The organism is Pseudomonas sp. PDNC002 (assembly GCF_016919445.1).
Lineage (GTDB): Bacteria > Pseudomonadota > Gammaproteobacteria > Pseudomonadales > Pseudomonadaceae > Pseudomonas.
The window spans coordinates 4,270,765-4,295,906 of the sequence record NZ_CP070356.1; the positions used below are offsets into that span (position 1 = coordinate 4,270,765).

Consider the following 25,142-nt stretch of genomic DNA (forward strand, 5'->3'; position numbering starts at 1 on the left):
GAGAATGGTCATGTATGATCCTGATCATCCAGTAATTACCACGGAATTTCTAATCGCCACACCTGAAATAAAACGCGTGTGCGAGATTGCTCTCGATCGTATTTTTATGCGGCGCACAGGGGTCATATTCTATGGTCCTTCTCGCCTCGGAAAATCCAGGTGCTTCGAGGTTCTCAATGATAGCCTGTCGCGGTACGTTCCTCGTGCCTATGTCATTCGCGTGGTGCCTGTAGATCGCGAGGGGCAGCGTTGCACTCAAATTATCATGCAGCTGGCGGATTCCTTAGGGTATGGCGATGTCAGGAAGTCTCGCGATACTCGCTACATTGTTCTCAAATATTTAGTAAATACTATTTATTTGAGAATCAAGGAGTTGGGCTGTAATCAGTGCGTTTGCTTGCTAGATGAGTTTCAGCGGCTCCGCAGTGATGATCTTTATCAGTTGGTTGACCTGTATAATTTATTGGAAATGCGCGGCGTCAAGCTGACTGTGGTCTCTTTTGCTATGCCTGAGGTGATCCCAATGCGCGGCATGCTGATCAATACTGAACAGCGACAGATTACTGCCAGGTTGATGAGTGAGCTTATCGAATTCAAGGGCTGCCGGGATGTCACGGATATTGAGGCCATCCTAAACGGGTACGATGTGTTTACCGAATACCCCAAGGGCTCGGGTATTTCATTCACTAAGGCCTTCCTCCCGGAAGCATTTGGCGGTGGGTTCAGGCTGCTGACCTACGCGCCCCATCTCTGGCAGGCGATGAATTCGTACGCTAGTGGCCCTTACGTGAACAACCTGCCCATGCAGCACATACTGGAGGCACTCACCAATATTCTTCGGTGGCATTCAAAAGATGACAGTCGAGATTTGAAGTTGAGCGAGGATGATTTCTATGAGGCTGTTCGGTCTGGCAATTTCGAAGAGTTCTGCAAAGTAGAGGTTCTTCCAAAGAAATGACCAAATTCCCATTTTTTGCCTCCGGGGCTTTTCCGTTCGAGTCGGCGTGGGGAATTCTCATGAATTTTGCCATTTTCAACGGCTGCTCAGTAAAAATGGCCATGAGTGGAGTCGGTCTTGATGACGCGCGCTTGAATTTCTATTGCTATGAAAAGTCCGGAGGTAGCGGGCGCCTCCCGGGTAGCGTCGTGTGCCGTAGTTCGGATCACTATCCGTCCTCATATGGCCTTGATCGGTTCGAGCACAAGTTCTGCCCGGAATGCGCGCAAATGGGCTATCACTCGGTTTTCTTTTTCTTCCCCAGTGTGGGGACGTGTTTGGTGCATGCGCGCCCGTTAGTGAAGTGTTGCGAAAGTTGCGCGCGCATTTTTCTCGATGCTAACACTTCGTTGGAAGACGGCTATGTGTGTGACGCCTGCGGCTTCTCATTCCCCAGCGCGTTTCTGCAGCTGCCTTTTAGGAAGGATCCCCAGGTGAAGATGCACTTGGCCAAGGCAGGACTTGGCCAGAAAAAGTGGTTCCGTGCATTGTCTGATTGCAGCGAAGCCGGAAATCGCTTGTGCGCGCGGATGCTGGAAGCAATCTCTGCTGACTTCGATGAGGATCTTAGCTCGGCAGCGATACAGATAGCCGGCGTTAAGAATCCGTTTCACGCGGGGGCGGCCCCGAGAAGTGCTGACGTGGAGGTGCTTCACTGGACCAGTGCTGCGGCGGTCGTTAGTCAGCTCTCACGAAGCGGTTTGGATGACCTCAATGACACGTTGGAGAAAGCTTGCGGAATAATTGAGCGGCGCTATCTGTCTGGGCATGCAGAGTGTTTGGCACAGGTTCAACGTCTAATGGCCTATGCCGCAGAAGAGCGCTATGTCTACCCGGTTTGCCTGCCAGCCCTCGCATATGCGCTTTTTAGGGTGCGTCTTGGCTATAAGGGCGGATGGGATGGCAGTTGTGATGACCTGAAGATGGCGGGTTTCGATTACGTCAAAAGCTGTGCGCGAGGCCGTTTATGGATCACGGGGGTAAGTGAGGAGTTTTTTATCGGCTTTTATTTGAAAATATTAGGCTCAATCAAGCGCATTCTCGACGGCCCAGAGAGTCAGTATCTCGCACTGGGGGCGGCAGGCGGTTTATTCGATGAGATGATGGATGGCTACTCGACCAAGACGTCCAGTGGTACAGCATTCGCGCGGGTTTTCTATCCGGAGGAGCTGGAGTGTCGAGCACGGCAACTCTATGTCAATGCGTTCGAGGCAGAACGGCTTCTGGTCAAGGCTCCGGGAAGCCGGGTCTATCTGCTCCTCAATACAACTTATAGCGAGCGGAGCATCGGGAGGCTGGACATTTAGCCATGCGATGAAATTTCGCGGGAGGCTAGTTTTCAGCTTCCCCTGCCACTGGTTTGACGGTCAGTAGCCCAGGAGTTTACTCGCTTGGCTGCTTAGGAGATTGCCGGTTTGGAAGTACCCCATCACTGTGGGGATGGAGCGATGTTCCGTCATGGCCATGACCTCGCCGAGAGGCACTCCTTGACGTCCAGCCTCACTGACAAAGCCGGAGCGCAAACTATGGCCGGCCCAATCTCCAGGTAGGCCGGCCAGCACAGCGCGACGTTTCACAATGCGCGCCACCTGGTCACCAGACAATCCGTCAGTACCGATGCGCCCACCTTTGTACACCCGGCGGAAGAGCGGCCCGGTGTCAGCCGGTGCCGCTGCCAGCCACTCACTCAATGCCTGCACTGCCGGTCCCCTTAGCGGCAGCTCGCGGCGCACACCCTCCATCGCGGTCTTGGTCGCGCCGAGGGTGTACAGCCAAGTGTCTGCGTCCAGCGGACGCACATCACTGATCTGCAACCCCACCACTTCCGAGCGCCGCCGGCCGCCGCCGCTCCAGGCCAGAAGAAGAAGAGCGCGATCGCGTAGTCCGCGCACGCCGTCGGTGCAAGTGGCGAGCATCGCTTCCAATGGTTCGCGCACCGCCGCGGTCTTCTTGCGCACGCTGATGCCCTGGCGGGACTGTGCCTTGCGCGCCTCGCGCAGCAAGGTTCTCACCGCGGCGCTGTCGGTCGGGCTCGGCCAGTTCTTCAGTCCATGCCATTTGGCCAACACTGCCAGGCGATGGCGCACGGTGTTGTAGCTCAACGGTCCGGGCTTGGCCTTGACACCGCCCTCCACCAGAGCAGCGTCCAGTGCCGGTGGCAGTAGCTGCTGCCAGCCGCCCTCCACCGGTCGGGCCAGATGATCGACGATGAACTGTACCGCTACCGCTTCCGGCAGGGCACCGTCGTCCAGGTGTCGGCGATAGCGCAACTGCAGCCAACCGGCCCAGTAGGCGAGGGCGCTGCGGTAGCTGCGGAGGGTGTTGGCGGCGGTACCCGCGGCGACGAATGCAGCGGCCGCGGCATGGGCCTCGGCATCGAGGCGATCAACGGAAAGCCGAGCCACGTCGCTGCTGAGCGGGATAAGCGTATTATTCATTACGTTCAACGTATTAAAAAATAGATTTCTATTGAGTTAGATCGGATAACATCTGTTTATCAGACCTAATATAGCCGGAGACGAGACATGGCGGTAGGCGTAGCGGAAGAGGCAGTTTTTGCTGCGGCAGATGCGGTGCTCGAACGCGGTGAGCGCCCGACCGTGGAGCGCGTGCGCTTGGAACTGGGGCGCGGCAGTCCGGCGCGGGTGGGGGCGCTGCTCGATCAGTGGTGGGCGCTGCTGGCTCAGCGCTTGCGCGGCGAAACCCGCCTGCCAGCGTTGCCAGCGGATGTCTCGCAAGCCTTCGTTGCGGTCTGGCAGCAGGCGGTGTTGCTCGCCGATGGTGTGGCAGAGCAGGCGTTCGCGGAGCGGCGCGCGCTACTGGAAACCGAACGGCTGCGCGCTGCCGCAGTGGAGAACGAGAGCCGCCAGGCCGAAGCACAGGCGCGACAGCGCGTAGCGACGGCACAGTCTGCGCAGCGCACAGCGGAGACGCGTCTGGCCGATCTAGAGAGGCTGTTGGAGCAACAGCACGCGCAGTTGAGTGAGCTGCAGGAGCGCTGTGTGGTGCTGACGGAAGAGTGTCGGGTCGCACGACAGGAAACCAACGAACTGCGTCAGTCGCTGCTGGCTGCGCAACAGCAACTAAGCAAGGAGCGTGAGGCGACTGCCGTCTATGTTCGTGGCGTTGAAGACCGCTCTCATCAGGAAGTGGATCGCGCGCGGGAGGAGGGCAAGGCAACTACCGTGCAACTGAAGGCTACCAACAAGCAATTGGAGCAATTGCGTCAGCGATTAGATCGCGCCCTGGAGCAGCTCAGCCAGGCGCAACAAGTGGCCGCCGCGGAGTCGGCGCGTGCAACGACGCTGGCACAGCAATTGAAGCCGGCGCGCACTAAGCGAGCTCGCACCTCGCCGCGAAAGCGGCCACAAGTCGACGCCGTTGTAGAGTCATAAGGCGAATTGTGTGGCACCGTGGTCCCGCTTCCTTTCTTGTGCGCGATCGCATGGAAATCCAAAAGAATCCTATAGATTGTAGTTCTTTAGGGTTCATGAAGGCCTCATCGTTCCTTTTGCGGAAATTGCAAAATGGAACTGACGACTGCTTTTGGACGGGCTCTAAAAGACATCCGAAGGAAACGGGATCTCACCCAGGAGGACTTTTCGACAGTTAGTAGCCGTACGTATCTCAGCACGTTGGAGCGTGGTCATAAGGCGCTTACGATAGAGAAGCTAGAGCAATTAGCCGGCGTTTTGGGTGTCCATCCCGCAACACTGCTCATCGCAGCCTATCTGCAAAAAGAACCTTCGTTGGACAGTAGAAAGATTTTAGATCGAGTCGCTGCAGAGCTTAGCGAACTGGCTCTTGATGGCTGAGAGGTCTGACTAGCGGCAGCTACCGACCCATAGCGGACGTCTTTGCTTCTCTCTAGGCGACGCGCATCGCATACGCGATGGCGGGTTGGGCGAACGAGTTATGGTCGGGATAGGGATGCTGATAACACCGTGTGGTGAGGGAGATTTCCAAGACGCTCATCTTTGAGTTTCTGATGGGCAGCCACCGACCCAAAGCAGAAAACTGAGAGCAATAGATCAGCTTTGGTCACCTAGCGCGAATTGTGCTCTACAGGGACCGTTTCTACGCCGCTCCTGCAGACGGACGAATCACAGAGCCTTGGTCAGTAAGTTCCCGCTAAATTCAAGCTCAGATAAATATAAATTTAACTATCTTTATCGCTTTTCTGAAAGGTTATCGGTTTTATCGATTTTAATTATCTTGGGGAAGGTGCTGGTAGTTTGCTTGATTCTAACTAACGATATACTTTCTCTCGGTTTTGATTTTTCGAATGTGCAAGTTATTGGGCTGCCTCCTGATTCCTCACATTGTTTTTTACCTTCATAATCTGCGTTCCCGCCCCATGGGTGACGCCGATCACCATTTGTAGGAATTTTCAATCTGTTTTGTAGGAAACTGCTTATGGTGAGGTAGGTAGTTGTCTTGGGTGTCGACAAAAAAATCTTAAGATATATCTTGCTCGCATGCGTGTAACTCCATCCTTGGAGAGTCAAAGTGAGTAGTGTTCTTGTTGTCGACGATCATCCCATGATCCAGTTGGCGGTTCGTTCCCTCCTGGAAAGGGAAGGGCATAGGGTCGTAGGGACGGCGGACAACGGTATCGAGGCGCTTGCCAAACTCAAGGAGTTGAAACCTGACCTCGTCGTCTTGGACATCCGGATTCCCAAGCTGGGGGGGTTGGAGGTAATCCGGCGCATAACAGGCTCCGGTCTTAATACCAAAGTGTTGGTGTTGAGCAGCTTACCAACGGCCGTTATGACAACGCGCTGCATGAGCGCCGGGGCTTCATCGTTCATCTGCAAGAAGAGTGGTCTGCAGGATTTGCTACATGGCGTGAAGTCCGTACTCGAGGGATACAGCTATTTCCCCGTTCATGCTGATTCAATTGAAGAAGAAACTTCCCTTAGTCGGACACCGGACGGCAAGGCGCTGGAGAGTCTTACTGATCAGGAGTTGATGGTTCTACAATACCTCGTTGCTGGATATTCTCCGACGGAAATTGCCGAGCAGATGTTGCTCAGCAACAAGACTATCAGCACCTACAAATGCCGGATCCAGAAAAAACTTCGCGCAGAGTCACTTGTGCAACTGCAAATGTTCGCAAAGCGTAATTTCCTGATCTGAGGCCGGAATGATAAGTTGGTGCGTGCGAGCCTGGCTATTTGGATGCCTAGCCCTGTTTGCTGCGGCGGTAAGTGCAGAGCAGGAAACTGTGATCCATATGAACCCATTGCCAAGGAGTGGGGAAACATCGCTAAGTGTGAAATTACAGAATGGCGATTGGCATTGGCTGCGCAACAAGCGTGTGCTGGTGGTTGGGGTTACATCCCCTGACTATCCGCCCATAGACATTACCGCCGGCGGTACGGAGTTGGAGGGTGCCACCGCTGATTATCTGGGGCTCTTGGCCAATGCCTTGAACGTGCGTGTTGTAGTTCGCAGCTATCCCAATCGTGAGCTTGCCCTGGGAGCACTGGCTGCGAAGGAGATCGACCTGCTCAGCCGGTCGACCGGTTATGAGAGTAATCGTAGCGGGATCGTGCTTTCCAAGGCTTATTTCCCGAACCAGCCGGCAATTGTCGGACCGGAAGCAACGCAACTGGACACGGATCACCGCCTTGCTGGTATGCGCGTCGCGATGGTCGATGACTACATGGCGCACGACGTCATCCAACAGCAATATCCTGATGCGTACATCACCTACTTCGAATCTGTGCGGCGTGCGGTTGAGGCGGTGCATCTGGGGCAGGCCGATTTTTTTATAGGCGATGCCTTCACCTCACAATACGTCATCAGTCAGGAGTACCTCTACAACCTGAAGATTCTGCAGTTCGCCGATGTTCCTGCCGGCGGATTTAGCTTTGCCGTGGCGGCTGATAATCCGACGCTCCTGGACATAGTCAACCGGGTAATCCGGGTGATACCCGACGATGTTCACTCTGGAATCAGGCAGCGCTGGAGCTCCGGTGGTGCCAATTCGCTCACTAATCGCGGTCTGCAACTTACACGGCAGGAGCAATCCTGGCTGGAACGCAATCCGACGCCACGTGTAGTGGTGGACGAGACCCTTGCTCCGTTGACTTTCTTCGATTCGTCGGGGAATTTCCGTGGCATTTCTGCCGACTTGCTTGATCTCATCGAGGCCCGAACCGGCTTGGAATTCGACGTGCGCCGGGCCCCTTCGCTATCGGCCATGATCAAGCAGATGAAGGCTGGCGAAGCTAATGCTATTGCCGCGTTGACCCCGACTCCCGAGCGCGAGCAATGGTTGTATTTTTCTCGGCCATACCTGGTCAGTCCTTTCGCCATGGTGACCGGCAAGCAGAGCACTGCGCCGCGGGACCTGGATGACATGAAAGGCAAGCGCCTGGGGATCAGGCGCGGCAGCATGCTGGTGGACTACGTCAGGGTGCGTTATCCCGAAGTCAGGATTGTCGAACTGGACGATGGCGGTGACGATCTTGGCATGATCGTACGGGACGAGCTAGATGCCAGCCTTCGTCCGCTGCTTTCCGCCACCTTCATGATTTCCCGGTATTACCCGCAACTGCGAGTCGTCACTACGCTCGACCATGATCCCGGTCAGTTTGGCTTCGCCGTATCGCGCGCCGACCCGGAGTTGTTGAGCATCCTGGACAAGGCATTGCAGACCATTTCGCCAGAAGACGTAGCCAACATAGTTACCCGTTGGTCCGCCAGTATCGAATCCCCTGATAGTGTCTGGGATGGATATCGTCAGCAGCTCCTGCGAATGTTCTGGGGAGGTGTATTCATTCTTCTCCTGGTGCTGACATGGAACTGGCGGCTGATAGCCAAGGTGCGTAGCAGGGCCGTCTCCGAGCGAGGCCTCATTGATCGCCTGGAGTTCAAGCGCGCGATGATCGATGGGATGCCCAATCCGATTTCCGTGCGAGACAGGTCTGGCCGGCTCCTCACCTGCAATCGCAATTACCTGGAACATACAGGCATGTCCATTGCCGAGGCTAAAGGGACGCGAGTCGTCGACAACAACTGGCTATCGCCTCCGGATGCGGAGAAGTTACATCAGGAGTATCTGGAACTCATGGGTCTGGGGCAGGGCATGGCTGCTGATCGGATCTGGATGGTCCACGGCGATAAACGCGAGGTGTATCTCTGGGCCACTCCGTACCGAAACAGCAGAGGCGAGGTGCGTGGGCTGATCTGTGGTTGGATCGACGTCACCGAGCGTGAGCGCCTGCACCATGAATTGCAGCTGGCGAAGGAGCAGGCCGAGGAGGCAAACCGAGCCAAGAGCACTTTCCTTGCAACTATGAGTCACGAAATTCGGACGCCAATGAATGCCATCATCGGAATGCTGGAGTTGGCGCTGGTTGGTAACACCTGTGGTAGTTGCCAAGATAGCAACCCCATTCACGTTGCGTACGACTCGGCCAAAACCCTCCTGCTCCTGATCGGCGACATCCTTGATCTGGCGAAAATCGAAGCCGGCCGCCTATCGCTGGCACCGGATCGCGCCAATCTTCGTGAGTTGGTGGAATCGGTCGCCAGGGTGTTCGACGGACTGGCTCGGCAAAAGGGATTGCAGCTCAAACTTGATATTGAGTTGGATGGTATCGGCGATCTGCTGATCGATCCGCTTCGGTTCAAGCAGATCCTCTCCAACCTCATCAGTAATGCAATCAAGTTTACCGACAAAGGCTGTGTGCGGGTTCTGGTCCAGGGTGAGCGACTGGCTGGTGTGCGAGTGATGACACGAATCTGTGTCGACGACACAGGGATAGGCATGTCGGATGCGGACCGGATACAGGCATGTGAACCATTCGTGCAGGCGGCGCAGGAAGCTGGCCAAGCCCCGCGAGGAGGGACGGGCCTGGGATTGACCATTTGCCGCAAGCTGGTTGAGATGATGGGTGGCTCCCTGCGTATAGAAAGCCAGCTTGGGCAGGGCACGAAAGTGCGGGTACAACTGGTGCTCAGCCTGCTCGAACCGATGGAGTTGGGCCCCGTACCGATTGATCACGCAAATCACGTGCAGGATTCATTGAAAATACTGGTAGTGGATGATCATGATGCGAATCGACAACTGCTCTCCCGCCAGCTCGAACACCTAGGTCATGAGGTGGCCGTGGCGGAGAATGGCAGGGATGCGCTGGGACTCTGGTGTGCTGGCGGTTTTGATGTGGTCATCACGGATTGCTACATGCCGGACATGAAGGGGCACGAACTGGCTGGCAGGATTCGGGTAATCGAGAAGGAACGGAAAATGGCCCCGTGCACCATCCTCGGCCTCACTGCCAATGCCCAGGCCGATGAGGTGCAGCGCTGCCGCGAAGCGGGAATGGACGACTGTCTATTTAAGCCGATTGGTCTGGAGGCGCTGCGCCTGCGCCTTGAGCAACTGAATGTGGTTTCGGTTACCAAGTCGGAGACAAGTACCTTCGACATGGATGCGTTCCGTGCCATGGCGGGCGACGACCCGGCGCTGGTGCACGATCTTCTGAAACGCCTGCACACCGCAAACAGCCGAGATCTTGCACTTCTCGACTCATTGCTGAAGGGAGGGAACTTCTCTGAGCTGGCTGAAGTCTCGCACCGCATTCGCGGCGCGGCCTGTCTGGTTGGTGCGAAAGAACTCGAGGATTCTTGCAAGGCTCTGGAAATCGCGTGCAAGAGCGGGACCGCGATTCATGGTGCCCAAGAGTCGATGCAACGAGTTCATGACGCGATGGAAGCCCTGCAGGTGCAACTTTGGAATGCCATTGAATAAGGTCATCCGAACCAATAGTTGATCCTGCGATTGGAAATTTCAAATAGGCCGCAATCCGATGCGAGAACGGACTAGCGAGAATTCCAAGTCAATATTCTAGTCTTACGGTCATGGATTTGGCTGGAGAGAAGCCGATGAGCACGATCATGATCGTAGACGAGCATCCGATTGCCAGACATGCACTGCGTCTGCTACTGGAATCGGAAGGGCACATTATCGTCGCCGAAGCGAGCAACGGCACCGAGGCATTGGAAATCGCCCGACGGCTTCGGCCGAATTTGCTCCTGCTTGAGCTATCGATTCCCGGACTGGGTGGTCTGGAACTCATTCAACGTCTGGCCAGACAAGCCTCGGAAGTGCGGGTCTTGGTAGTTACCGGGCAAAGTAGCGAGTATTTTTCCGCTCGCAGTCACGAAGCCGGAGCCTTCGGCTTCATCAGCAAGCAGACTGACTTGAAACAGGTTGGCATGGCGGTCAAGGCACTGCTGAACGGGCACACTTACTTTCCGCGCGATACCGTCCTCGCGGTGCCTCATGTGCAGGCCGACAAGGTCGACGACAACCCTTTGAAAGCTCTGTCTGCCCGCGAGTTGACGGTGCTGCAGATGCTCGCAAAGGGGATGACCAATAACGTTATTGGCGAGCGCCTGCTGCTGAGTGAGAAGACTATCAGCACCTACAAGACTCGGGTGATGCACAAGCTGCGGGCGGGCTCGATGCTGGAACTGTTTGATATCGCAAGACGCTATGGCCTAGTGGAAACTACTGCATTCAGCGACGATTCCCCGCGATCGCCGTTGCTGGACGAGGCGCACCAGCGGGAGCTGGACCTGATGCACGAAATCATCGATGCGCTTCCACACGCACTGAGCGTGCGCGATCTCGAGGGACGCATGATTACCTGCAACAGCAGTTATCTACAGCAGCATTCGCTCAAGCTCGAAGAGGTCGTCGGTCGGCGTATGTATGAAACCCCGGAGTGGCCGGAGGAACATGCCCGCTATATACATGACCGGCTGGTAGCCGAGATGCTCAAGGGGCAGCCTTACTCTGTGGACGTCGTGCTGAAGATCCGGGGTGAAGATAGGGTGCTTCGACACTGGGGCAAGCCGTACAGGGACAGCGCGGGCAACCTGCTTGGCCTGATCTGCGGCAACGTGGATGTCACTGACCGGGATGGCGTGCTGCTCGACCTGAGGGACAGCAGCACACGTCTGGAGGTGGCAATCCAGGCTAAGGAGCGTTTCATGGAGTGGGTGACCGATGAGATGACTGCTCCGCTTAACAATATTGCCGCCATGCTCGATCTCGCTAGCGGTCCGCTGGAGCTGGCGAAGAAAGCCGAGGCTATTGCCATCGCACAGTCCGCGACGCAGGGAATGCAGAATCTGCTCGAAGATTTTCGGAGTTATCTGCGCCTGGAAGCGGGCAAGCACGCTCTTACGCCGGAGCTACTGGACGTCAAGGTGTTAACCCAGAGACTCGTGAATGAATTCCAGCCATCCGCTCAGGCGCGAGGGCTGAGTCTGCAACTCGACACGGTCGGTAGCTTTCAGACTAGCGCCTGGCTCGACCCCCATGCGTTTACACGTATTACCCAGGCCCTGCTGAGCAATGCACTGAGGTTCACAGACCGGGGTGGAGTTACGGTAGAACTCCACTGCATCGGACTTGGCCAAGGGCTGGTAAAGGTTGAGTTGATAGTGCGTGATACCGGCATTGGCATTCCAGAAGAGGACCAGGGACGCATGTTCGAAGCATTCAGTCAGCGGCTGGACGACCTGCGTATTCGGCGCGGTGGCAGTGGAATTGGTTTGGCCCTCTGCAAGCGCCTAGTAGAGCGAATGAATGGCCAGATTGAATTGCTCAGTAATCCGGGAGAGGGTACGTGTGTCTGTGCAAAACTGATTTTGCCAGCAGTGAAGTAGCTCGAAACTGCATCCTCTGAAACTCGCGGCGGCTGTCGGCAGTTTCCTACTTTTAAGTCAGACCATTCCGCTATGGCTTGAGCTATTGCCTTCTTAGAGTAGAGAAAGGTCCACGCCACTCTCAGGTGACAGTCATGTTCGGCTTTTCTGCAAGGATTCTGGTGCTATGTACACATCCAGGTCGTTTACTCATCTACAGCGCAATATTAAATTACTTGGGATTTTTTAGGATGACGCTGTGTTCGGAATTTTCCGAAGCTCAGCGGGCCTGTTCGCAACAACGGTCATCATTTGATTTGTTTCTTCTTGATGACCTCACTCCCGATATTGACTATCTCCTAAAACTCGAGGCGATGAGTAGGGCAAGGGCTTTCGAAAACGTAGTGTTAGTTAGTAACGTCGTTGATTATGAGCGCTATCGCCTTTTCGAGTGGGCGTGGGAAAAACATGTCGGATTGCTTGATGTTATCGCAAAGCCGCTTTCCATTACGCGACTACGCAAAGCGCTGGATGGACTTCTGCTTGCCCCAGGCACCTTGCATTAATGAGCTCGCTGTGTGCTCCTCTCTGACGTTCGGTGTCTGATTTCCATGCGTTCAGACAGGTAAAACTCGCTTCCGCGTTTCTTCGAGCGGGCGCAGGCAGGACTCCCGGGCTTGCACCTTTTTCCTGCATTATCAAGTTTCGCTGCGAAATTTAGGAGGGCGTAACCCGTGAGCTCATGTTTAGTGATGGACTCCGTGCTAGGAAAGGTGGCATAAAAATTATCCAGAGCCGCCATAGGAAAGAATAACGGCAAGAAGATTCCTACACGTCGCTACTCTGTTTCCGATATCGACTAGGAAATCCCTTACATAACCTGTGCACATGTTCAACACATTGTGTACGCGGTCATGAAATTTAACCAATCTGTCGTCGAGCCTAGGGAGGCTGGCTCGAAGTTTTGGCAAGGATCTTCTAAGCCGATCCGCAGTAATTTCTCCTCGACGTCTGTCCGCTCTCTGCTGCGCCAGGCCACTTGTGTTTTGCTGACGGCGTGTCTGCCGCTGGGTGGCGTTGCATTCGCGGCGACGCCCGCCGCTAGCTTGGCGCAAGAGTCTCATCGGTTGTTCGTCAGTGGCGAGGAGGACGCGGCCAGGACCAAGCTGCAGCAGGCAACGGCAGTCGATCGTAATGATTCCTCCGTTATCTTCGAACAAGCCCTGCTGGATGATGCGGCCGGTCGGCATAACCAAGCCCGCAAAGGGTATGACCGCCTGCAAGCTGGGCCTCTTTCGAAGGCTGCCGCAGTGCCCTCCGCGGTGAATCTCGTAGCCGTCGACCGATTTGATCAAGCCCGCAAAGCCTTCGCGACACTGGCGACCAGCCAGGATGTCTACGAAGCCGGTTACTCCCAACTCTGGCAGCTGTGGCTGACCGCGCGGACATACAAAGGCAATTCTGCTGCCCTGCGCGCAACGCTTGCGAACGCCGCAGCCGAGGTCAAGGCCGCCACCCCGCAACAACGCGCGCTCGCCAAGCTCTACGCCGGCAAGGGCAGCGTCGACGCCGTGTTCTCCGCCATCGACGGCATGGGCCTTGTCGACCCGCTGCAACGGCGTGATGCGCGCACCGAGGCGGCGTTCTTCGCGGGCGGTTATCTGCAATACGTGCGCCGGGATCATCCCGCCGCGCTGCGCCTCTACAAGAGGGAGCTGTCGCAGCCCACTGCTTCGATCGAGCGGCCGCTCCTTGAGAAGGCGATCGCCAAGCGGCCCCGCCCATCCCGCTAACGCCATTTAACCCCTTTTCCTCTCTTTTCTTACTGCATTCCGACTCTCTGGGTTGGAAGGAGTTATATCGCCATGAATAAGGTATATCGACTGATTTGGAACGCCACGCTCAATACTTGGGTGGCCGCCAGCGAATTTGCCAAGGCGCACCGCAAGGGTGGTAGCCGTGCAGGCCGTGCGGCGAGTGCCCTAGCGGCGGTGGTGCTAGCGATGGCGGGTGGTGAGGCGGAAGCCTATACCGTGAATCCAAGCTCCATTCTTAATCCGGGTACTGCAGCCGTTGACGGCGGCCAGGCCAACAACACTGCATTTGGCTCCAGCGCTAGCGCTACTTCGACCAACGGAGGCGCAACTGCAATTGGTCTTGGCACAACGGCCAGTGGTGACCGCACGACGGCTGTCGGAGCCTACTCCACCGCGAACGCCGCTCACGCCACCGCTGTTGGTGATGCTGCGAATGCAAACGGCCAATACAGCGTGGCCCTGGGGAGCGGAGTTACCGCGGGAGCGGACAGGTCTGTCTCCATCGGATCCGACTCAACCAACCAGGGCCAATCATCAATGCTGCTCGGCTATCAGAGCTCGATCGATGCAGCCAGTAATGGTGCCGTCGCCATCGGCTCGAACGCCACGGTTACGCAAAGCCAGTTCGGCGTAGCCATTGGCTATGGGGCAGCTGCCTCGACTGGGACAGGTACGACTGCGGTCGGGGACGGTGCCTTGGCCAGAGGCGCCGGATCATCTGCCTTTGGTTACAACGCAAAGGCCAGCAATAACCAGGACACCGCACTTGGCGTTGCATCCAGCGCAACAGGTGGTTTGTCGACCGCCATCGGAGGCGCTACCGCCAGCGCGAGCTACGGCGTTGCGCTCGGGGCGGGTGCCCTCGCCAACCAGGCCCATGCCACCGCCCTAGGCGGCACCGCCATGGCAACGGGGGTCGAATCACTGGCCGCTGGGGACCAGTCCAGCGCAAGTGGCGCCAACAGTATCGCGATGGGGCTTGCGGCCACAGCGGGCATGAGCAACAGCATTGCTATCGGCACCAACGCGCTGAAGTACTCGCCTGTCAGCGGGAGTGGCCAGATTGGTATCGGAACGAATACCAATGTCTCGGGCGACCTGGGTACAGCCGTGGGCTATGGTTCGTCCGTCAGCGTTTCTTCCGGCCTCGCACTGGGCAGCTCTTCGGTCTCGAATACTGCCGCAGGCGTCGCTGGATTTGTTCCGGCAGGCGCCACCACTGCGCAGCAGACGGCAATCCAGGCCACCAAGAGTACGCTCGGCGCGGTAAGCGTGGGCGATCCCAATGCCACCACGAAGCAATTCCGCCAAATCACCGGGGTTGCCGCCGGTACCGCGGATTCGGACGCAGTCAACGTGGCCCAGTTGAAGGCACTGCCAATCTCGCATTACTACAGTGTCAACGACGGTGGTGCCGCAGGTGCCAACTACAACAATGACGGTGCGACCGGTGTCAACGCATTGGCCGCCGGTGTGAATGCCAAGGCCAGCAGCGATCGCACCGTGGCACTGGGCAGCAACGCGACTGCTGGTAGCGCTACCTACGACCCGCTGATAACCGGGATGATCGCTATCGGCTCGAATGTCTCGGCTACTGCTAAGGGGGCGACTGCCATCGGTACTGGCGGTACTTCGGCATCCGGCGATATGTCCATCGCATTGGGAGCCAGCACACAGGCCACTCAGGCTAACGCAATGGCCATGGGGCAGACTGCCGCTGCTACCGCTGGAGGCGCTATGGCGCTCGGTCAGCAGGCAACGGCCAGTAGCAGCTACGGTGTTGCCATTGGCTACTTGACTCGCGCAGAAGCCGACGCAGGGACGGCGGGCGATATAGGTACAGGTGCCACGGCGATTGGGGATAGGGCACACGCAGCTGGCACGGGGTCCGCTGCATACGGCTATGAGACTGGGGCCGTAGGTCAGGGGGCTACGGCACTGGGGGCGTACTCCGGGGCAACTGGGGGTTATTCAACCGCTGTGGGCTTTTCGGCCAAGGCAATCGCTGGCGGAGCCACTGCAGTGGGTAACAACGCCAACGCCGCAGACTACGCCACCGCCATTGGCCGCAGTAGCAATGCCTCGGGTAACTCGTCTACTTCCATCGGACGTAGTTCTGCTGCGGCAGGCGTCAATTCTGCTGCAGTTGGCTCGGGGGCCAAGTCTGCCGCGGATCAGTCGCTTGCGCTCGGCTTCCAGGCAAACAGCACCGTCAAAGATAGCGTAGCACTGGGCTCCAATTCTGTGGCCAGTGTGGATAAAGGGTTAGCGGGATACGCTCCAGTAGGAGTACCGCAAGCACAAGTGAATGCCATCGCCGCAACCACGAGCACGCTTGCCGCGGTGTCAGTTGGCGATGTGGCAAACAAGCAGTTCCGTCAGATCAACGGCGTGGCCGCGGGTACGGCCGATAGCGATGCAGTGAACGTGGCTCAGCTTAAGGCCACGCAGACGCACTACTACAGCGTAAACGACAACGGCGTGCAGGGCGGCAACTACAACAACGATGGCGCGAGCGGTATCAATGCGCTTGCTGCAGGCGTTGGTGCGGCTGCCAGTGCTCGCAGCGGCATTGCCGTGGGGGAGGCCGCGAAAGCCTCCAATGCCGACACCATCGCCATAGGCCATAGCGCGACGGCGGCAAACGCCAATTCGGCGTATACCGATATGATCGCCATTGGCCTGAGTGCGAGCGCTACCAACGACCATGCGCTGGCCATTGGGACATCTGCCGCCGCAACGAGCAACAACACGGTGGCAGCGGGTGCCAATGCTGTGGCAAGTGGAAGCGCGGCTTCGGCCTTCGGCCACAATGCCGCTGCCAGTGGTTCATTTAGCACCGCTCTGGGCGCGAATGCCACTGCCTCCAAGGGGAGCGGTGTTGCGATTGGCAATGGGTCGAATGCCGCCAGCGATAACTCGGCAGCGATCGGCTATCAGGCCGCCACCCTGGCAACCAACTCCCTTGCCATTGGTAATGGCGCACAAGCGCAGACTGGCGCGACCAGTGCCATCGCAATCGGCGCTGCAGCCACGACCGGAGCCATCAACGCCGTCTCCCTGGGGAGCGGTGCAACGTCTTCGGTCAGTGGCAGTATCGCCCTTGGTTCGGGCTCGGTTGCCAACACCGCTGCCGGGGTCGCGGGGTATGACCCTTCGACAAAACTGGCCTCCACCAACACCAGCGCAACCTGGAAGAGCACGCTGGGTGCTGTCAGCGTCGGTGATGCGGCAAAAGGCAATACCCGCCAGATCACGAGTGTGGCTGCCGGTACAGTGGACACCGATGCGGTCAACCTGGCCCAGCTGAAAGGGGCGACCAGCAATGCTGTGAAGTACGACGTCAACCCTGATGGCAGCGTCAACTACAACAGCGTAACCCTGGGTGGCGCCACCTACGACAGCAGCACGCATACCGGTGGCACCACTGTTACCAACGTGGCGAACGGTGTAGCTGACAGCGATGCGGTGAACGTTTCGCAGTTGAACGACCTGGCCCATACACCAATCACTTTCGCTGGCAACAGCGGCTCGGTGGAAAAGAAGCTGGGTGATACCTTCATCATTCAGGGGGCATCCACCACGGCGGGCACCTATTCAGGCAACAACCTGAAGACCGAGGTGGACGCCAGCGGCAACCTGCAATTGCTGATGGCCGATAACCCCATCTTCGAATCGATGACCACCGGCAATACCAAGGTCGATTCCAACGGTCTGACCATCAACGGCGGCCCGAGCGTCACCATCACCGGTGTAGATGCGGCTAACCAGAAGGTCACCAATGTAGCTGCAGGCGATATCAGCGCCAGCTCCTCTGACGCGATCAATGGTTCGCAGTTGCACGAGACCAACACCAATGTCACCAACCTTACTACCAATATCGACAACGGCACGATCGGTCCGGTGCAGCGCACTGGTACAGATCAGCTGTCGCTAATTGCGGCTGGTGGCGACTCCTACGCGCCGGGGGCTGCGCAGTTGCTGACCAACGTGGCGGCCGGTGCGGTTAGCGCGAGCTCCGTCGATGCGATCAACGGCTCGCAGCTGTATGGCCTGGCCAGTTCCACCGCCAATGCGATGGGTGGCGGTTCGGCGGTCAATCCGGACGGCTCGATCTCCGCTCCGACCTATAACGTCGATGGCACCACCGTGAACAATGTCGGAGATGCCATCACCAACATCGATGGTCGTGTTACTCAGAACACCACCAACATCACCGCCCTGCAGCAGGATGCGCTGCAGTGGAATGGTGCGTTGGGTGCGTACGATGCCAGCCACGGCACGGCTAATCCGCAGAAGATCACCAATGTCGCCGCGGGTGAAATCAGCACCAGCTCCTCTGACGCGATCAATGGCTCGCAACTGTATGCGACCAACCAGCAAGTGGACGCCAACACCACCAACATCACCAACCTCGATGGTCGCGTGACCAACGTTGAAGGCGACGTCACCACCCTGCAGGGCGATGTGAGCAACCTAGACGGCCGCGTGACCAACGTCTACGAGACCGGGACCAAGTACTTCCACGCCAACTCCACCGGCACCGACTCGGTTGCCTCGGGCGTGGACTCAGTGGCCATCGGCATGGGGGCGGTCGCCAGCCATGACGGCAGCATCGCCCTGGGCGCCGGTTCCGTCGCGGATGGCAACACCCTGGGCAATCAAGCCTACCTGGTGGGCGGTACCGCCACCGGCGAGGTAAACATCGGCGACCGCCGCATCACCGGCTTGTCGGCCGGTGCGGGCGACACTGATGCGGTCAACGTCGCTCAATTGAAGGCTGTTACTTCTGCCTCGGTGGCTGATGCGGTGATGTACGACAACAGTACCCACAACAGCATCACCCTGGGTGGTGATACTTACGACAACAGCACGCACACCGGCGGCACCACCATCACCAATGTGGCCAACGGCGTGAACGACAGCGATGCGGTGAACATGTCTCAGTTGAACGAGACCAACACCAGCGTCACCAACCTCAACACCAACATCAATAACCTCACCACCAATATCGACAACGGCACCATCGGCCCGGTACAGCGCACGGGTTCGGATCAGCTGTCGCTGATCGCCGCCGGCGGTGATGCCAGCAACCCGGGCAGCGCGCAGGTGCTGACCAACGTGGCAGCCGGTGCAGTCAACGCGACCTCCGTCGATGCGGTCAATGGCTCGCAACTGTATGCGACCAACCAGCAAGTGGACGCCAATACCACCAGCATCACCAACCTCGATGGCCGTGTGACCAACGTCGAAGGCGACATCACTACCCTGCAGGGCGATGTGACCAACCTCGACGGCCGTGTGACCAACGTCTACGAGACCGGCACCAAGTACTTCCATGCCAACTCCACCGGCACCGATTCGGTCGCCTCGGGCGTGGACTCGGTGGCTATCGGCATGGGGGCGGTATCCAGCCATGACGGCAGCGTCGCCCTGGGCGCCGGCTCCATCGCGGATGGCAGCACCCTGGGCAATCAGGCCTACCTGGTGGGCGGTACCGCCACTGGCGAGGTGAACATCGGCGACCGCCGCATCACCGGTCTGTCGGCGGGTGCGGACGATACCGATGCAGTCAACGTCGCCCAGCTGAAAGCCATCACCAGTGGCTCCGTCGCAGATGCAGTGATGTACGACAACAGCACCCACAACAGCATCACCCTGGGAGGTCCTACCTATAACAGCGTGACCAAAGTGGGCGGCACCAAGATCACCAACGTCGCTCGCGGCGTGGATGACAGCGATGCGGTGAACATGTCCCAACTCAACGAGACCAATGAGCGTGTCACCAACATCGACGGTCGCGTGACCAATATCGAAGGCAGCATCAGCAACATCAACAACGGCGGCGGCATCAAGTACTTCCACGCCAATTCCACCAAAGCCGACTCGGTAGCCAGTGGTGTGGATTCGGTGGCGATCGGCCCGAACGCGCAGGCCAGCGGTAAAGGCTCCATGGCCGTGGGGGACGGTGCCAAAGCTTCGGCCGATGGCAGCATGGCCCTGGGGCAGGGTGCCAGCGACAACGGGCGTGGTGCCGAGACCTACACCGGCAAGTATTCCAACGCGGCAAATGCCAGCGTCGGCACTGTGTCGGTAGGCAACGCGGTAACTGGCGAGACCCGCACCATCAGTAATGTCGCTGACGGCAAGGAAGCCACCGACGCCGTGAACCTTCGTCAGCTCGACGGCGCCGTCGCGGAGTCGAAGGCCTACACCGACAACTCGGTGAAGACCATCAACGACACCGTGGTCAACGTCGATAAGCGCGTGAGCAAGGTCGAGGGCGATGTCACCAACATCCAGAACGGCACGGATGGCATGTTCCAGGTGAACAACACCAACCGTCTGCCCAAGCCCAAGGTCACCGGCGCAAACTCCACCGCCGGCGGCGCCGGTGCCGAAGCGGTCGCTGACAACAGCACTGCCATCGGCTCCAACGCCAAGGCCAGAAGCCGCAACTCGGTGGCAATTGGCGCCAATTCGGTGGCTGATCGAGAAAACAGCGTCTCGGTGGGCAGTGCAGGTGCTGAGCGGCAGATCACCAACGTCGCGGCCGGTACCGTCGAAACCGATGCGGTGAACCTCGGCCAGCTGAACAAGAGCGTGGCGGACATCACCAACAATGCCAACGCCTACACCGATGCCCAGGTTAACGGCCTGCGCCATGACCTCAACGAGATGGACGATCATCTCAGTGCGGGCATCGCCGGTGCCATGGCCATGGCCAGTCTGCCGCAACCCTACAGTCCGGGCGCCAGCATGGCGGCGGCGGGGGTCGGCAACTACCGCGGTCAATCGTCGCTGGCGGTGGGCGTATCGCGGATCTCCGACAACGGCAAATGGGTAACCAAGCTGCAGGGCAGCGCGGATTCCCAGGGCGAAGTCGGTGTCGCTGTCGGCGTCGGTTATCAGTGGTAATCCCATTCGGGCCCGGTGCGAGCCGGGCCCTGTCCGAGTGATTCGAATTCGAGGTAAGCATCATGACCACATTCTTCCAGCGCACCGTAGTCGTAAGCCTTGTCATGCTGATGGCTGCCGGCCTCAGCGCCTGCGGCACCCGCATGCTCAGCGATGTCGATACCCAAGGCGCTACCGACAGGCCGGTGTTTCCGGCCGTCCAAGATGCCAACCGCCCCGAAGGCACCTACGTCAACCTGGAAAACCTGTCGAAGGTGATGCCGGGCATGACCAAGGCCCAGGTACGAGAGCTCATCGGCCCTCCCCATTTTGCCGAGGGTATGTTCGATGTCCGTGAATGGGACTACGTGCTCCGCATCCGTCCCTCCGCCAACGCGGCGCAACGTACCTGCCAGTACAAGGTGCTGTTCAACGACCACCTGGTGGCGCGCTCCTTCTTTGCCCTCCCGCAGGGCTGCCTGGATGGCCTGACGCACATCTCGCCGGCCGTCGAACGGCACCAGGCAATGGCTCACTGATTCTTCAAACCTATCTGTTTCGTTTATCGAGGTGTCCCACCATGAACATCAAACCTCTCCTTGGCGCCGTACTTCTGGGCTCCCTTGTCATTTCCGCCGGTTGCAAGCCAGGCTCTGACGAGCAGGTCGTGCAACGCAACTGGGTCAGCGTGCCGGCGCTGCCGATCATCCAGGACGCGGTCAGCGCCCTGAAGCCGACCTTCAGTGGCAAGCGCGATGCAGGCCTGATGACTCAGGTCTGCGGTCTGGCCCGCGGCGAGCTGACCCAGCATCAGGTCGATGAGAATCTGAAGAAGGCTGGAACCAAGCTCGACGACAAGGCCAAGGACGCTACCGTTCTCTTGCACAACGGTGACAAGGCAGGCCAGGCGACGTCTTGTGCCGCCTACCTGGCGACGGCCGTGCTGCAGCCAGTGGACGCCGGAGAGTTCATGAAGAGCGTGACGATGCCGGAAGAGGGGGGGAAGCCAACTCAGCCGACGCTGCAAGTGGACCCTGCTCGCCTGGGCCAAGTGCTGCCGATTAAGGTGGCCGAGGCCAAGGCCATTGGTGATGTATTCGCGCTGATCGCTGCAGAGTTGCAACGGCGGCCGGGTCTTACAGTGGCTGAGTATCGCAAGCAGGCTGGTGAGCTCTTCGCCCGACTGGCCCCGCAGTATCTGCAGCGGATCAAGGACCAGTTACCGCCGGATGGAGCGATTTACCAACTGAAACGCTTGGACACTGAGCGCTTCGCCTTCGGCAGTTCGTTGGGCGTGTACTTCAAGTACGCCACCGACAGCGGCCTGGTCCTCAAGCAGAACGGCATGACTTGGTATGGCGACGGCAAGCTGCTTGGGCAGGAGTATCCATTGCAGGTGGCTTACTTCCCCGAGGCGGTGAAACCTCTGCTGGCTGCCGTCAAGCAGTAAGCGACATTGCGGCCATTTTTGCCCCCATGTTGGGGCAATGGCTCTAGCAAATCGGCGAAGAACCTGGTTGCCGTGGGCGCCAACGCGGTAGCCAACCGCGAAAAAAAGCGTTTGCGTAGGCAGTGTGGTAAACGAGCGTCAGATCACCAATGCGACTGCCGGTAGGGCGGACGCCGACGCAGTAAACATGGGTCAACTGGCCAGAGCCTCGCTGACCTGACCAACAACGTCAGCGCCTACTCCGACAGTCTCTACGCCCTACCTCAGAACGACCTGGACAAGCGGGACTACGTGCTCAGTGTCGGTTTCGCCGGTGTCCTGGTCCAGACCGGCCTCCCGTAGCCTTACTCCGCGGGTGCCAGCATGGCGGCGGCAGGCGTCGGCAGGTGATGGAGCCTCACGACCTCGCTTAAGCCGCAGAAGGGCTGTTCGTTGGCATTTCGTGTTTGAGCTGATGAGCTGCGATGGAAGGGCCACGTCGCATGGTCTATTTCTGATACCTGGATTCAGGACAGCTGAGATTGCACATATCCACCTGACAACGGGCAGACCAGGACCGATCAGCTACGCCCACCCGATCGATGCGAAAACGCTCAGCGAATTTGAGAAGGGTTCTCTGGCGTTCTGGTGCCACCCGAAGTGTTGATAAAAGCTTCGGAGCAGATTGTTTGCTTAGCAACAGGATCCTAAGAAGCTAAGAACGCTCTTTGAAAGAACTTAAGACAGTCCCATAGAGGTGTTGAATTGAATGCAGCTGAATTGCAAATGCTGAAGACTCTGCGGACGACGTCGTTCAACAACGCCTTAATTGCTGAAAGGCTAAAGTCGTTTGCTTACATGATGCCCGGGCTTACTAAGGAGCTTTGGGCTTTGGCTGCACAACTGGAGCTAGACGCCGATATGCTCGAAGACCTAATAACAGAAATCGACGAAGGGCGCATAGTTCGCTCGTCTTAGCCGGTGCGCTCGCTGATTACTGGCTTTAACGATGGTTAACGGCCGCTTCCCTGCTTTGGGTTCAACCGGTAGATGCAACAGCGACATACTGTTTTTGAGGGCCGGCTGCTTCCGACCCATAGCGGACGTGCACTTCTAGACTATTGGGCTTGCCCATTGGCAGCGTTGCATGGTCCCCAACCAACCAGACGCTTGTCATTCATCGCTCTTATTCTCTCTCATCGCGCCGTTAATAACTCTCAAGGCTCCTTGACCTTAAAGCTAACTTTAATCTTAGGGTTCCGCACAGACACCGCCAACTGAGTCGGTGCACAGATGCTGCCTCCTCTGACGGAGCCAGCCCAACACGCGGAGACCTTCGATATGAAACCTGTTTCACTTGCCCTTGCTTGTGGCCTTCTTAGCGCCGCCATAGCGGTGCCTTCCTGGGCTTCACAACCAACCGATCCAGCGGCCGCCCAGGCCGCCACGACGATTGCCGGGCAAGTCATCCCTGTCGTGAAAGGGGGATTGTACGATCGCTACCACTCCAATCCGCCACTCTCGGTGATTGCTCAGGAGGCTCCGGATATCGACCTGAGCTGGTTCAAGACCCTGACAAAGACCAAGGTCGACATGGGCTTTGAGTCCTATTCCCCGAATTTCTATTACAACAACAGCCGGGTCACCTTGGTCTTCACAGCCGATCTGGACAGACTCCGGGGTCTGATGCCCGCCAAGGTCCTGGAGCAGGTGCAGCCACTGCAGATCTGGCCTGGCCGAGGTCTGGTGGCGCTGACTGCCTACGCCTATCACTACTGCGACAACGACAGTTACAACGAAATTGCCTTGTCCATCGTCACCAACAAGCCAGGCCGCAGCAACCTGGGGCCCATCAGCCTGATCAGCCAGTCGATGAGCAGGGACCTGTGGGGGTATGTGTTGAAGCTGCCGGTCAACACCGAGCTGGCCAGAGTGCGCGGCGTGGTCGGCTACAACCTGCCCAAATGGCTGACACCTATCGACTATCGTGAGACGGACAAATCGGTGGTGGTGAGCATCAGCGATAGCCAGACCGGCAAGGTCGACGTGACCCTGGAAACAGCGAAGCTTGCTGATCTGTCGCAGGACGTCGAACTGGTCACCAACAGTTTCACTAATCTCGATCACAAGGCAGAGCTCAGCTACGGCTATGCGGTCTCCCGGCAGCTGCGCCATGCCTCCACGACAAGCTCGGACGCCGTCAAGCTGAGCCTGAGCGACGGCAGCCTGTCGACCTACATCAAGTCACTGAAACTGGGGTCGATGCTGAAGTACGAGTATGTGCCGCAGTTCCAGAGTGCCTTGTATGCGCCGGAACCGCTGCAGACGATGCTGCCGCGCGATTGAGTGTTGCGGGTTCCCAGGGCCAAGTGAGGAAATCGCATGCAGACCATCTTGGGCGCCACCGGCCAGATTGCGGTGGAACTGGCGCTAGAGCTTAACCGCGCCTATACAACAAATCTGCGACTTGTGAGCCGCCGACCTGAGAAGGTCAACGACTCCGACTCCCTGGTGCCGGCCGACCTGCTTGATGCCGGCCAGGCTGCCAGGGCGGTAGAGGGTAGCAGCATCGTCTACTTCACTGCGGGGCTGCCGCCGGATACGCGGCTGTGGGAAGAGCAGTTTCCAACGATGCTCAAGAACGCGCTGGATGCGACCCGAGCAGCAAAGGCCAAGTTCGTCTATTTCGACAACACCTACATGTACCCGCAGGATGGCCGTGTACTGACCGAAGCATCCGTATTCGAACCCCTAGGCCGCAAAGGCAAGGTGCGTGCTGCGATGGCGTCGATGGTCCTGCAGGAGGCGGCACGGGGCGAAATCCCCGTCGTTATCGGACGAGCCCCCGAGTTCTACGGTCCTGACAAGACGCAGAGCATTACCAATACGTTGGTCATCGACAAGATCAAGTTGGGCCAGACGCCGCGAGTGCCGGTGCGCGACGACACCCGGCGCACGCTCATCTGGACTCCCGACGCGAGCCGCGCGCTGGCGGCCTTGGGTAACGCCGCGGACACGTTCGGGCAAACCTGGCATTTGCCCTGCGACGATGATCGCCTGACCTACCGACAGATCGTGGCGTTGGCATCCGAACTGGTCGGTCGTGAGCCCTCTTATCGAGTGCTCGGCAAGTGGACTTTGATAGCCGCCGGCCTGCTATCCCGGCAGGTCCGCGAACTTCGCGAGCTACTGCCGCGCTATGAGCGCGACAACCTGTTCGACTCGGCGAAATTCAAGCGGCGCTTCCCGGAGTTCAAGGTGACCACTTATCGCCGAGGGCTCGAGCAGCTCTTTGCAGAATCCAGCCCGAATCCGTTTGAAAGGTAAACCG

Annotated in this window: 15 protein-coding genes; 14 read left to right on the top strand and 1 reads right to left on the bottom strand. The window is 58.1% G+C overall.

The window, feature by feature from the left end; genetic code table 11:
- Nucleotides 1-10: 10 nt before the first annotated feature.
- A complete protein-coding gene (locus tag JVX91_RS19415; protein WP_151187145.1) occupies nucleotides 11-958 on the top strand; it encodes an ATP-binding protein in 948 nt (315 codons plus the stop codon).
- The gene (locus JVX91_RS19420; RefSeq protein WP_205335800.1) at nucleotides 955-2,304 is read left to right on the top strand and encodes a hypothetical protein; all 1,350 of its coding nucleotides are present in this window, start codon (nucleotides 955-957) and stop codon (nucleotides 2,302-2,304) included. Before JVX91_RS19415 ends, JVX91_RS19420 begins: the two co-directional genes overlap by 4 nt.
- A gap of 60 nt (nucleotides 2,305-2,364) precedes the next feature.
- On the opposite strand, the gene JVX91_RS19425 is transcribed toward JVX91_RS19420, so the two are convergent.
- Nucleotides 2,365-3,435, bottom strand: a complete 1,071-nt coding sequence (locus JVX91_RS19425; RefSeq protein ID WP_205335801.1) for a site-specific integrase — start codon at nucleotides 3,433-3,435, stop codon at nucleotides 2,365-2,367.
- A gap of 87 nt (nucleotides 3,436-3,522) precedes the next feature.
- Here JVX91_RS19425 and JVX91_RS19430 point away from each other — a divergent pair, with 87 nt between their 5' ends.
- From JVX91_RS19430 to JVX91_RS19485, 12 genes are all read left to right on the top strand, one after another.
- Complete coding sequence (locus JVX91_RS19430) at nucleotides 3,523-4,392, top strand: DNA-binding protein (RefSeq protein WP_205335802.1); 870 nt, start codon at nucleotides 3,523-3,525, stop codon at nucleotides 4,390-4,392.
- Nucleotides 4,393-4,524: 132 nt separating this feature from the next.
- A complete protein-coding gene (locus tag JVX91_RS19435; protein ID WP_205335803.1) occupies nucleotides 4,525-4,812 on the top strand; it encodes a helix-turn-helix transcriptional regulator in 288 nt (95 codons plus the stop codon).
- Between the two features lie 694 nt (nucleotides 4,813-5,506).
- Nucleotides 5,507-6,136, top strand: a complete 630-nt coding sequence (locus JVX91_RS19440) for a response regulator transcription factor (RefSeq protein WP_205335804.1) — start codon at nucleotides 5,507-5,509, stop codon at nucleotides 6,134-6,136.
- Nucleotides 6,137-6,233: 97 nt separating this feature from the next.
- The gene (locus tag JVX91_RS19445) at nucleotides 6,234-9,761 is read left to right on the top strand and encodes a transporter substrate-binding domain-containing protein (RefSeq protein ID WP_240201625.1); all 3,528 of its coding nucleotides are present in this window, start codon (nucleotides 6,234-6,236) and stop codon (nucleotides 9,759-9,761) included.
- Nucleotides 9,762-9,895: 134 nt separating this feature from the next.
- Nucleotides 9,896-11,689, top strand: a complete 1,794-nt coding sequence (locus JVX91_RS19450) for an ATP-binding protein (RefSeq protein WP_205335806.1) — start codon at nucleotides 9,896-9,898, stop codon at nucleotides 11,687-11,689.
- Between the two features lie 134 nt (nucleotides 11,690-11,823).
- A complete protein-coding gene (locus JVX91_RS19455) occupies nucleotides 11,824-12,234 on the top strand; it encodes a response regulator (RefSeq protein WP_205335807.1) in 411 nt (136 codons plus the stop codon).
- Between the two features lie 348 nt (nucleotides 12,235-12,582).
- Nucleotides 12,583-13,461 carry a hypothetical protein gene (locus JVX91_RS19460; protein WP_205335808.1) on the top strand — a complete coding sequence of 293 codons (879 nt, stop codon included), beginning with the start codon at nucleotides 12,583-12,585 and terminating at the stop codon, nucleotides 13,459-13,461.
- A 72-nt stretch (nucleotides 13,462-13,533) separates the two neighbouring features.
- Complete coding sequence (locus JVX91_RS19465) at nucleotides 13,534-20,403, top strand: YadA-like family protein (protein WP_205335809.1); 6,870 nt, start codon at nucleotides 13,534-13,536, stop codon at nucleotides 20,401-20,403.
- Nucleotides 20,404-20,465: 62 nt separating this feature from the next.
- On the top strand, nucleotides 20,466-20,921 hold the full coding sequence (locus tag JVX91_RS19470) for an outer membrane protein assembly factor BamE (protein WP_205335810.1): 456 nt from the start codon (nucleotides 20,466-20,468) through the stop codon (nucleotides 20,919-20,921).
- 41 nt (nucleotides 20,922-20,962) lie between these two features.
- Nucleotides 20,963-21,832: a hypothetical protein gene (locus tag JVX91_RS19475; protein WP_205335811.1), complete on the top strand. Its 870-nt coding sequence runs from the start codon at nucleotides 20,963-20,965 to the stop codon at nucleotides 21,830-21,832.
- Nucleotides 21,833-23,152: 1,320 nt separating this feature from the next.
- On the top strand, nucleotides 23,153-24,157 hold the full coding sequence (locus JVX91_RS19480) for an acetoacetate decarboxylase (ADC) (RefSeq protein WP_205335812.1): 1,005 nt from the start codon (nucleotides 23,153-23,155) through the stop codon (nucleotides 24,155-24,157).
- 36 nt (nucleotides 24,158-24,193) lie between these two features.
- Complete coding sequence (locus JVX91_RS19485) at nucleotides 24,194-25,138, top strand: NAD-dependent epimerase/dehydratase family protein (RefSeq protein ID WP_205335813.1); 945 nt, start codon at nucleotides 24,194-24,196, stop codon at nucleotides 25,136-25,138.
- Nucleotides 25,139-25,142 lie beyond the last annotated feature (4 nt).

Bases quoted from the DNA above. Each gene is read 5' to 3' on its own strand.
- JVX91_RS19450 (WP_205335806.1), top strand. From the start codon at position 9,896: ATGAGCACGATCATGATCGTAGACGAGCATCCGATTGCCAGACATGCA.
- JVX91_RS19485 (WP_205335813.1), top strand. From the start codon at position 24,194: ATGCAGACCATCTTGGGCGCCACCGGCCAGATTGCGGTGGAACTGGCG.
- JVX91_RS19470 (WP_205335810.1), top strand. From the start codon at position 20,466: ATGACCACATTCTTCCAGCGCACCGTAGTCGTAAGCCTTGTCATGCTG.
- JVX91_RS19455 (WP_205335807.1), top strand. From the start codon at position 11,824: ATGTTCGGCTTTTCTGCAAGGATTCTGGTGCTATGTACACATCCAGGT.
- JVX91_RS19425 (WP_205335801.1), bottom strand. From the start codon at position 3,435: ATGAATAATACGCTTATCCCGCTCAGCAGCGACGTGGCTCGGCTTTCC.
- JVX91_RS19480 (WP_205335812.1), top strand. From the start codon at position 23,153: ATGAAACCTGTTTCACTTGCCCTTGCTTGTGGCCTTCTTAGCGCCGCC.
- JVX91_RS19465 (WP_205335809.1), top strand. From the start codon at position 13,534: ATGAATAAGGTATATCGACTGATTTGGAACGCCACGCTCAATACTTGG.
- JVX91_RS19445 (WP_240201625.1), top strand. From the start codon at position 6,234: ATGAACCCATTGCCAAGGAGTGGGGAAACATCGCTAAGTGTGAAATTA.
- JVX91_RS19475 (WP_205335811.1), top strand. From the start codon at position 20,963: ATGAACATCAAACCTCTCCTTGGCGCCGTACTTCTGGGCTCCCTTGTC.
- JVX91_RS19415 (WP_151187145.1), top strand. From the start codon at position 11: ATGTATGATCCTGATCATCCAGTAATTACCACGGAATTTCTAATCGCC.
- JVX91_RS19420 (WP_205335800.1), top strand. From the start codon at position 955: ATGACCAAATTCCCATTTTTTGCCTCCGGGGCTTTTCCGTTCGAGTCG.
- JVX91_RS19435 (WP_205335803.1), top strand. From the start codon at position 4,525: ATGGAACTGACGACTGCTTTTGGACGGGCTCTAAAAGACATCCGAAGG.
- JVX91_RS19460 (WP_205335808.1), top strand. From the start codon at position 12,583: ATGAAATTTAACCAATCTGTCGTCGAGCCTAGGGAGGCTGGCTCGAAG.
- JVX91_RS19430 (WP_205335802.1), top strand. From the start codon at position 3,523: ATGGCGGTAGGCGTAGCGGAAGAGGCAGTTTTTGCTGCGGCAGATGCG.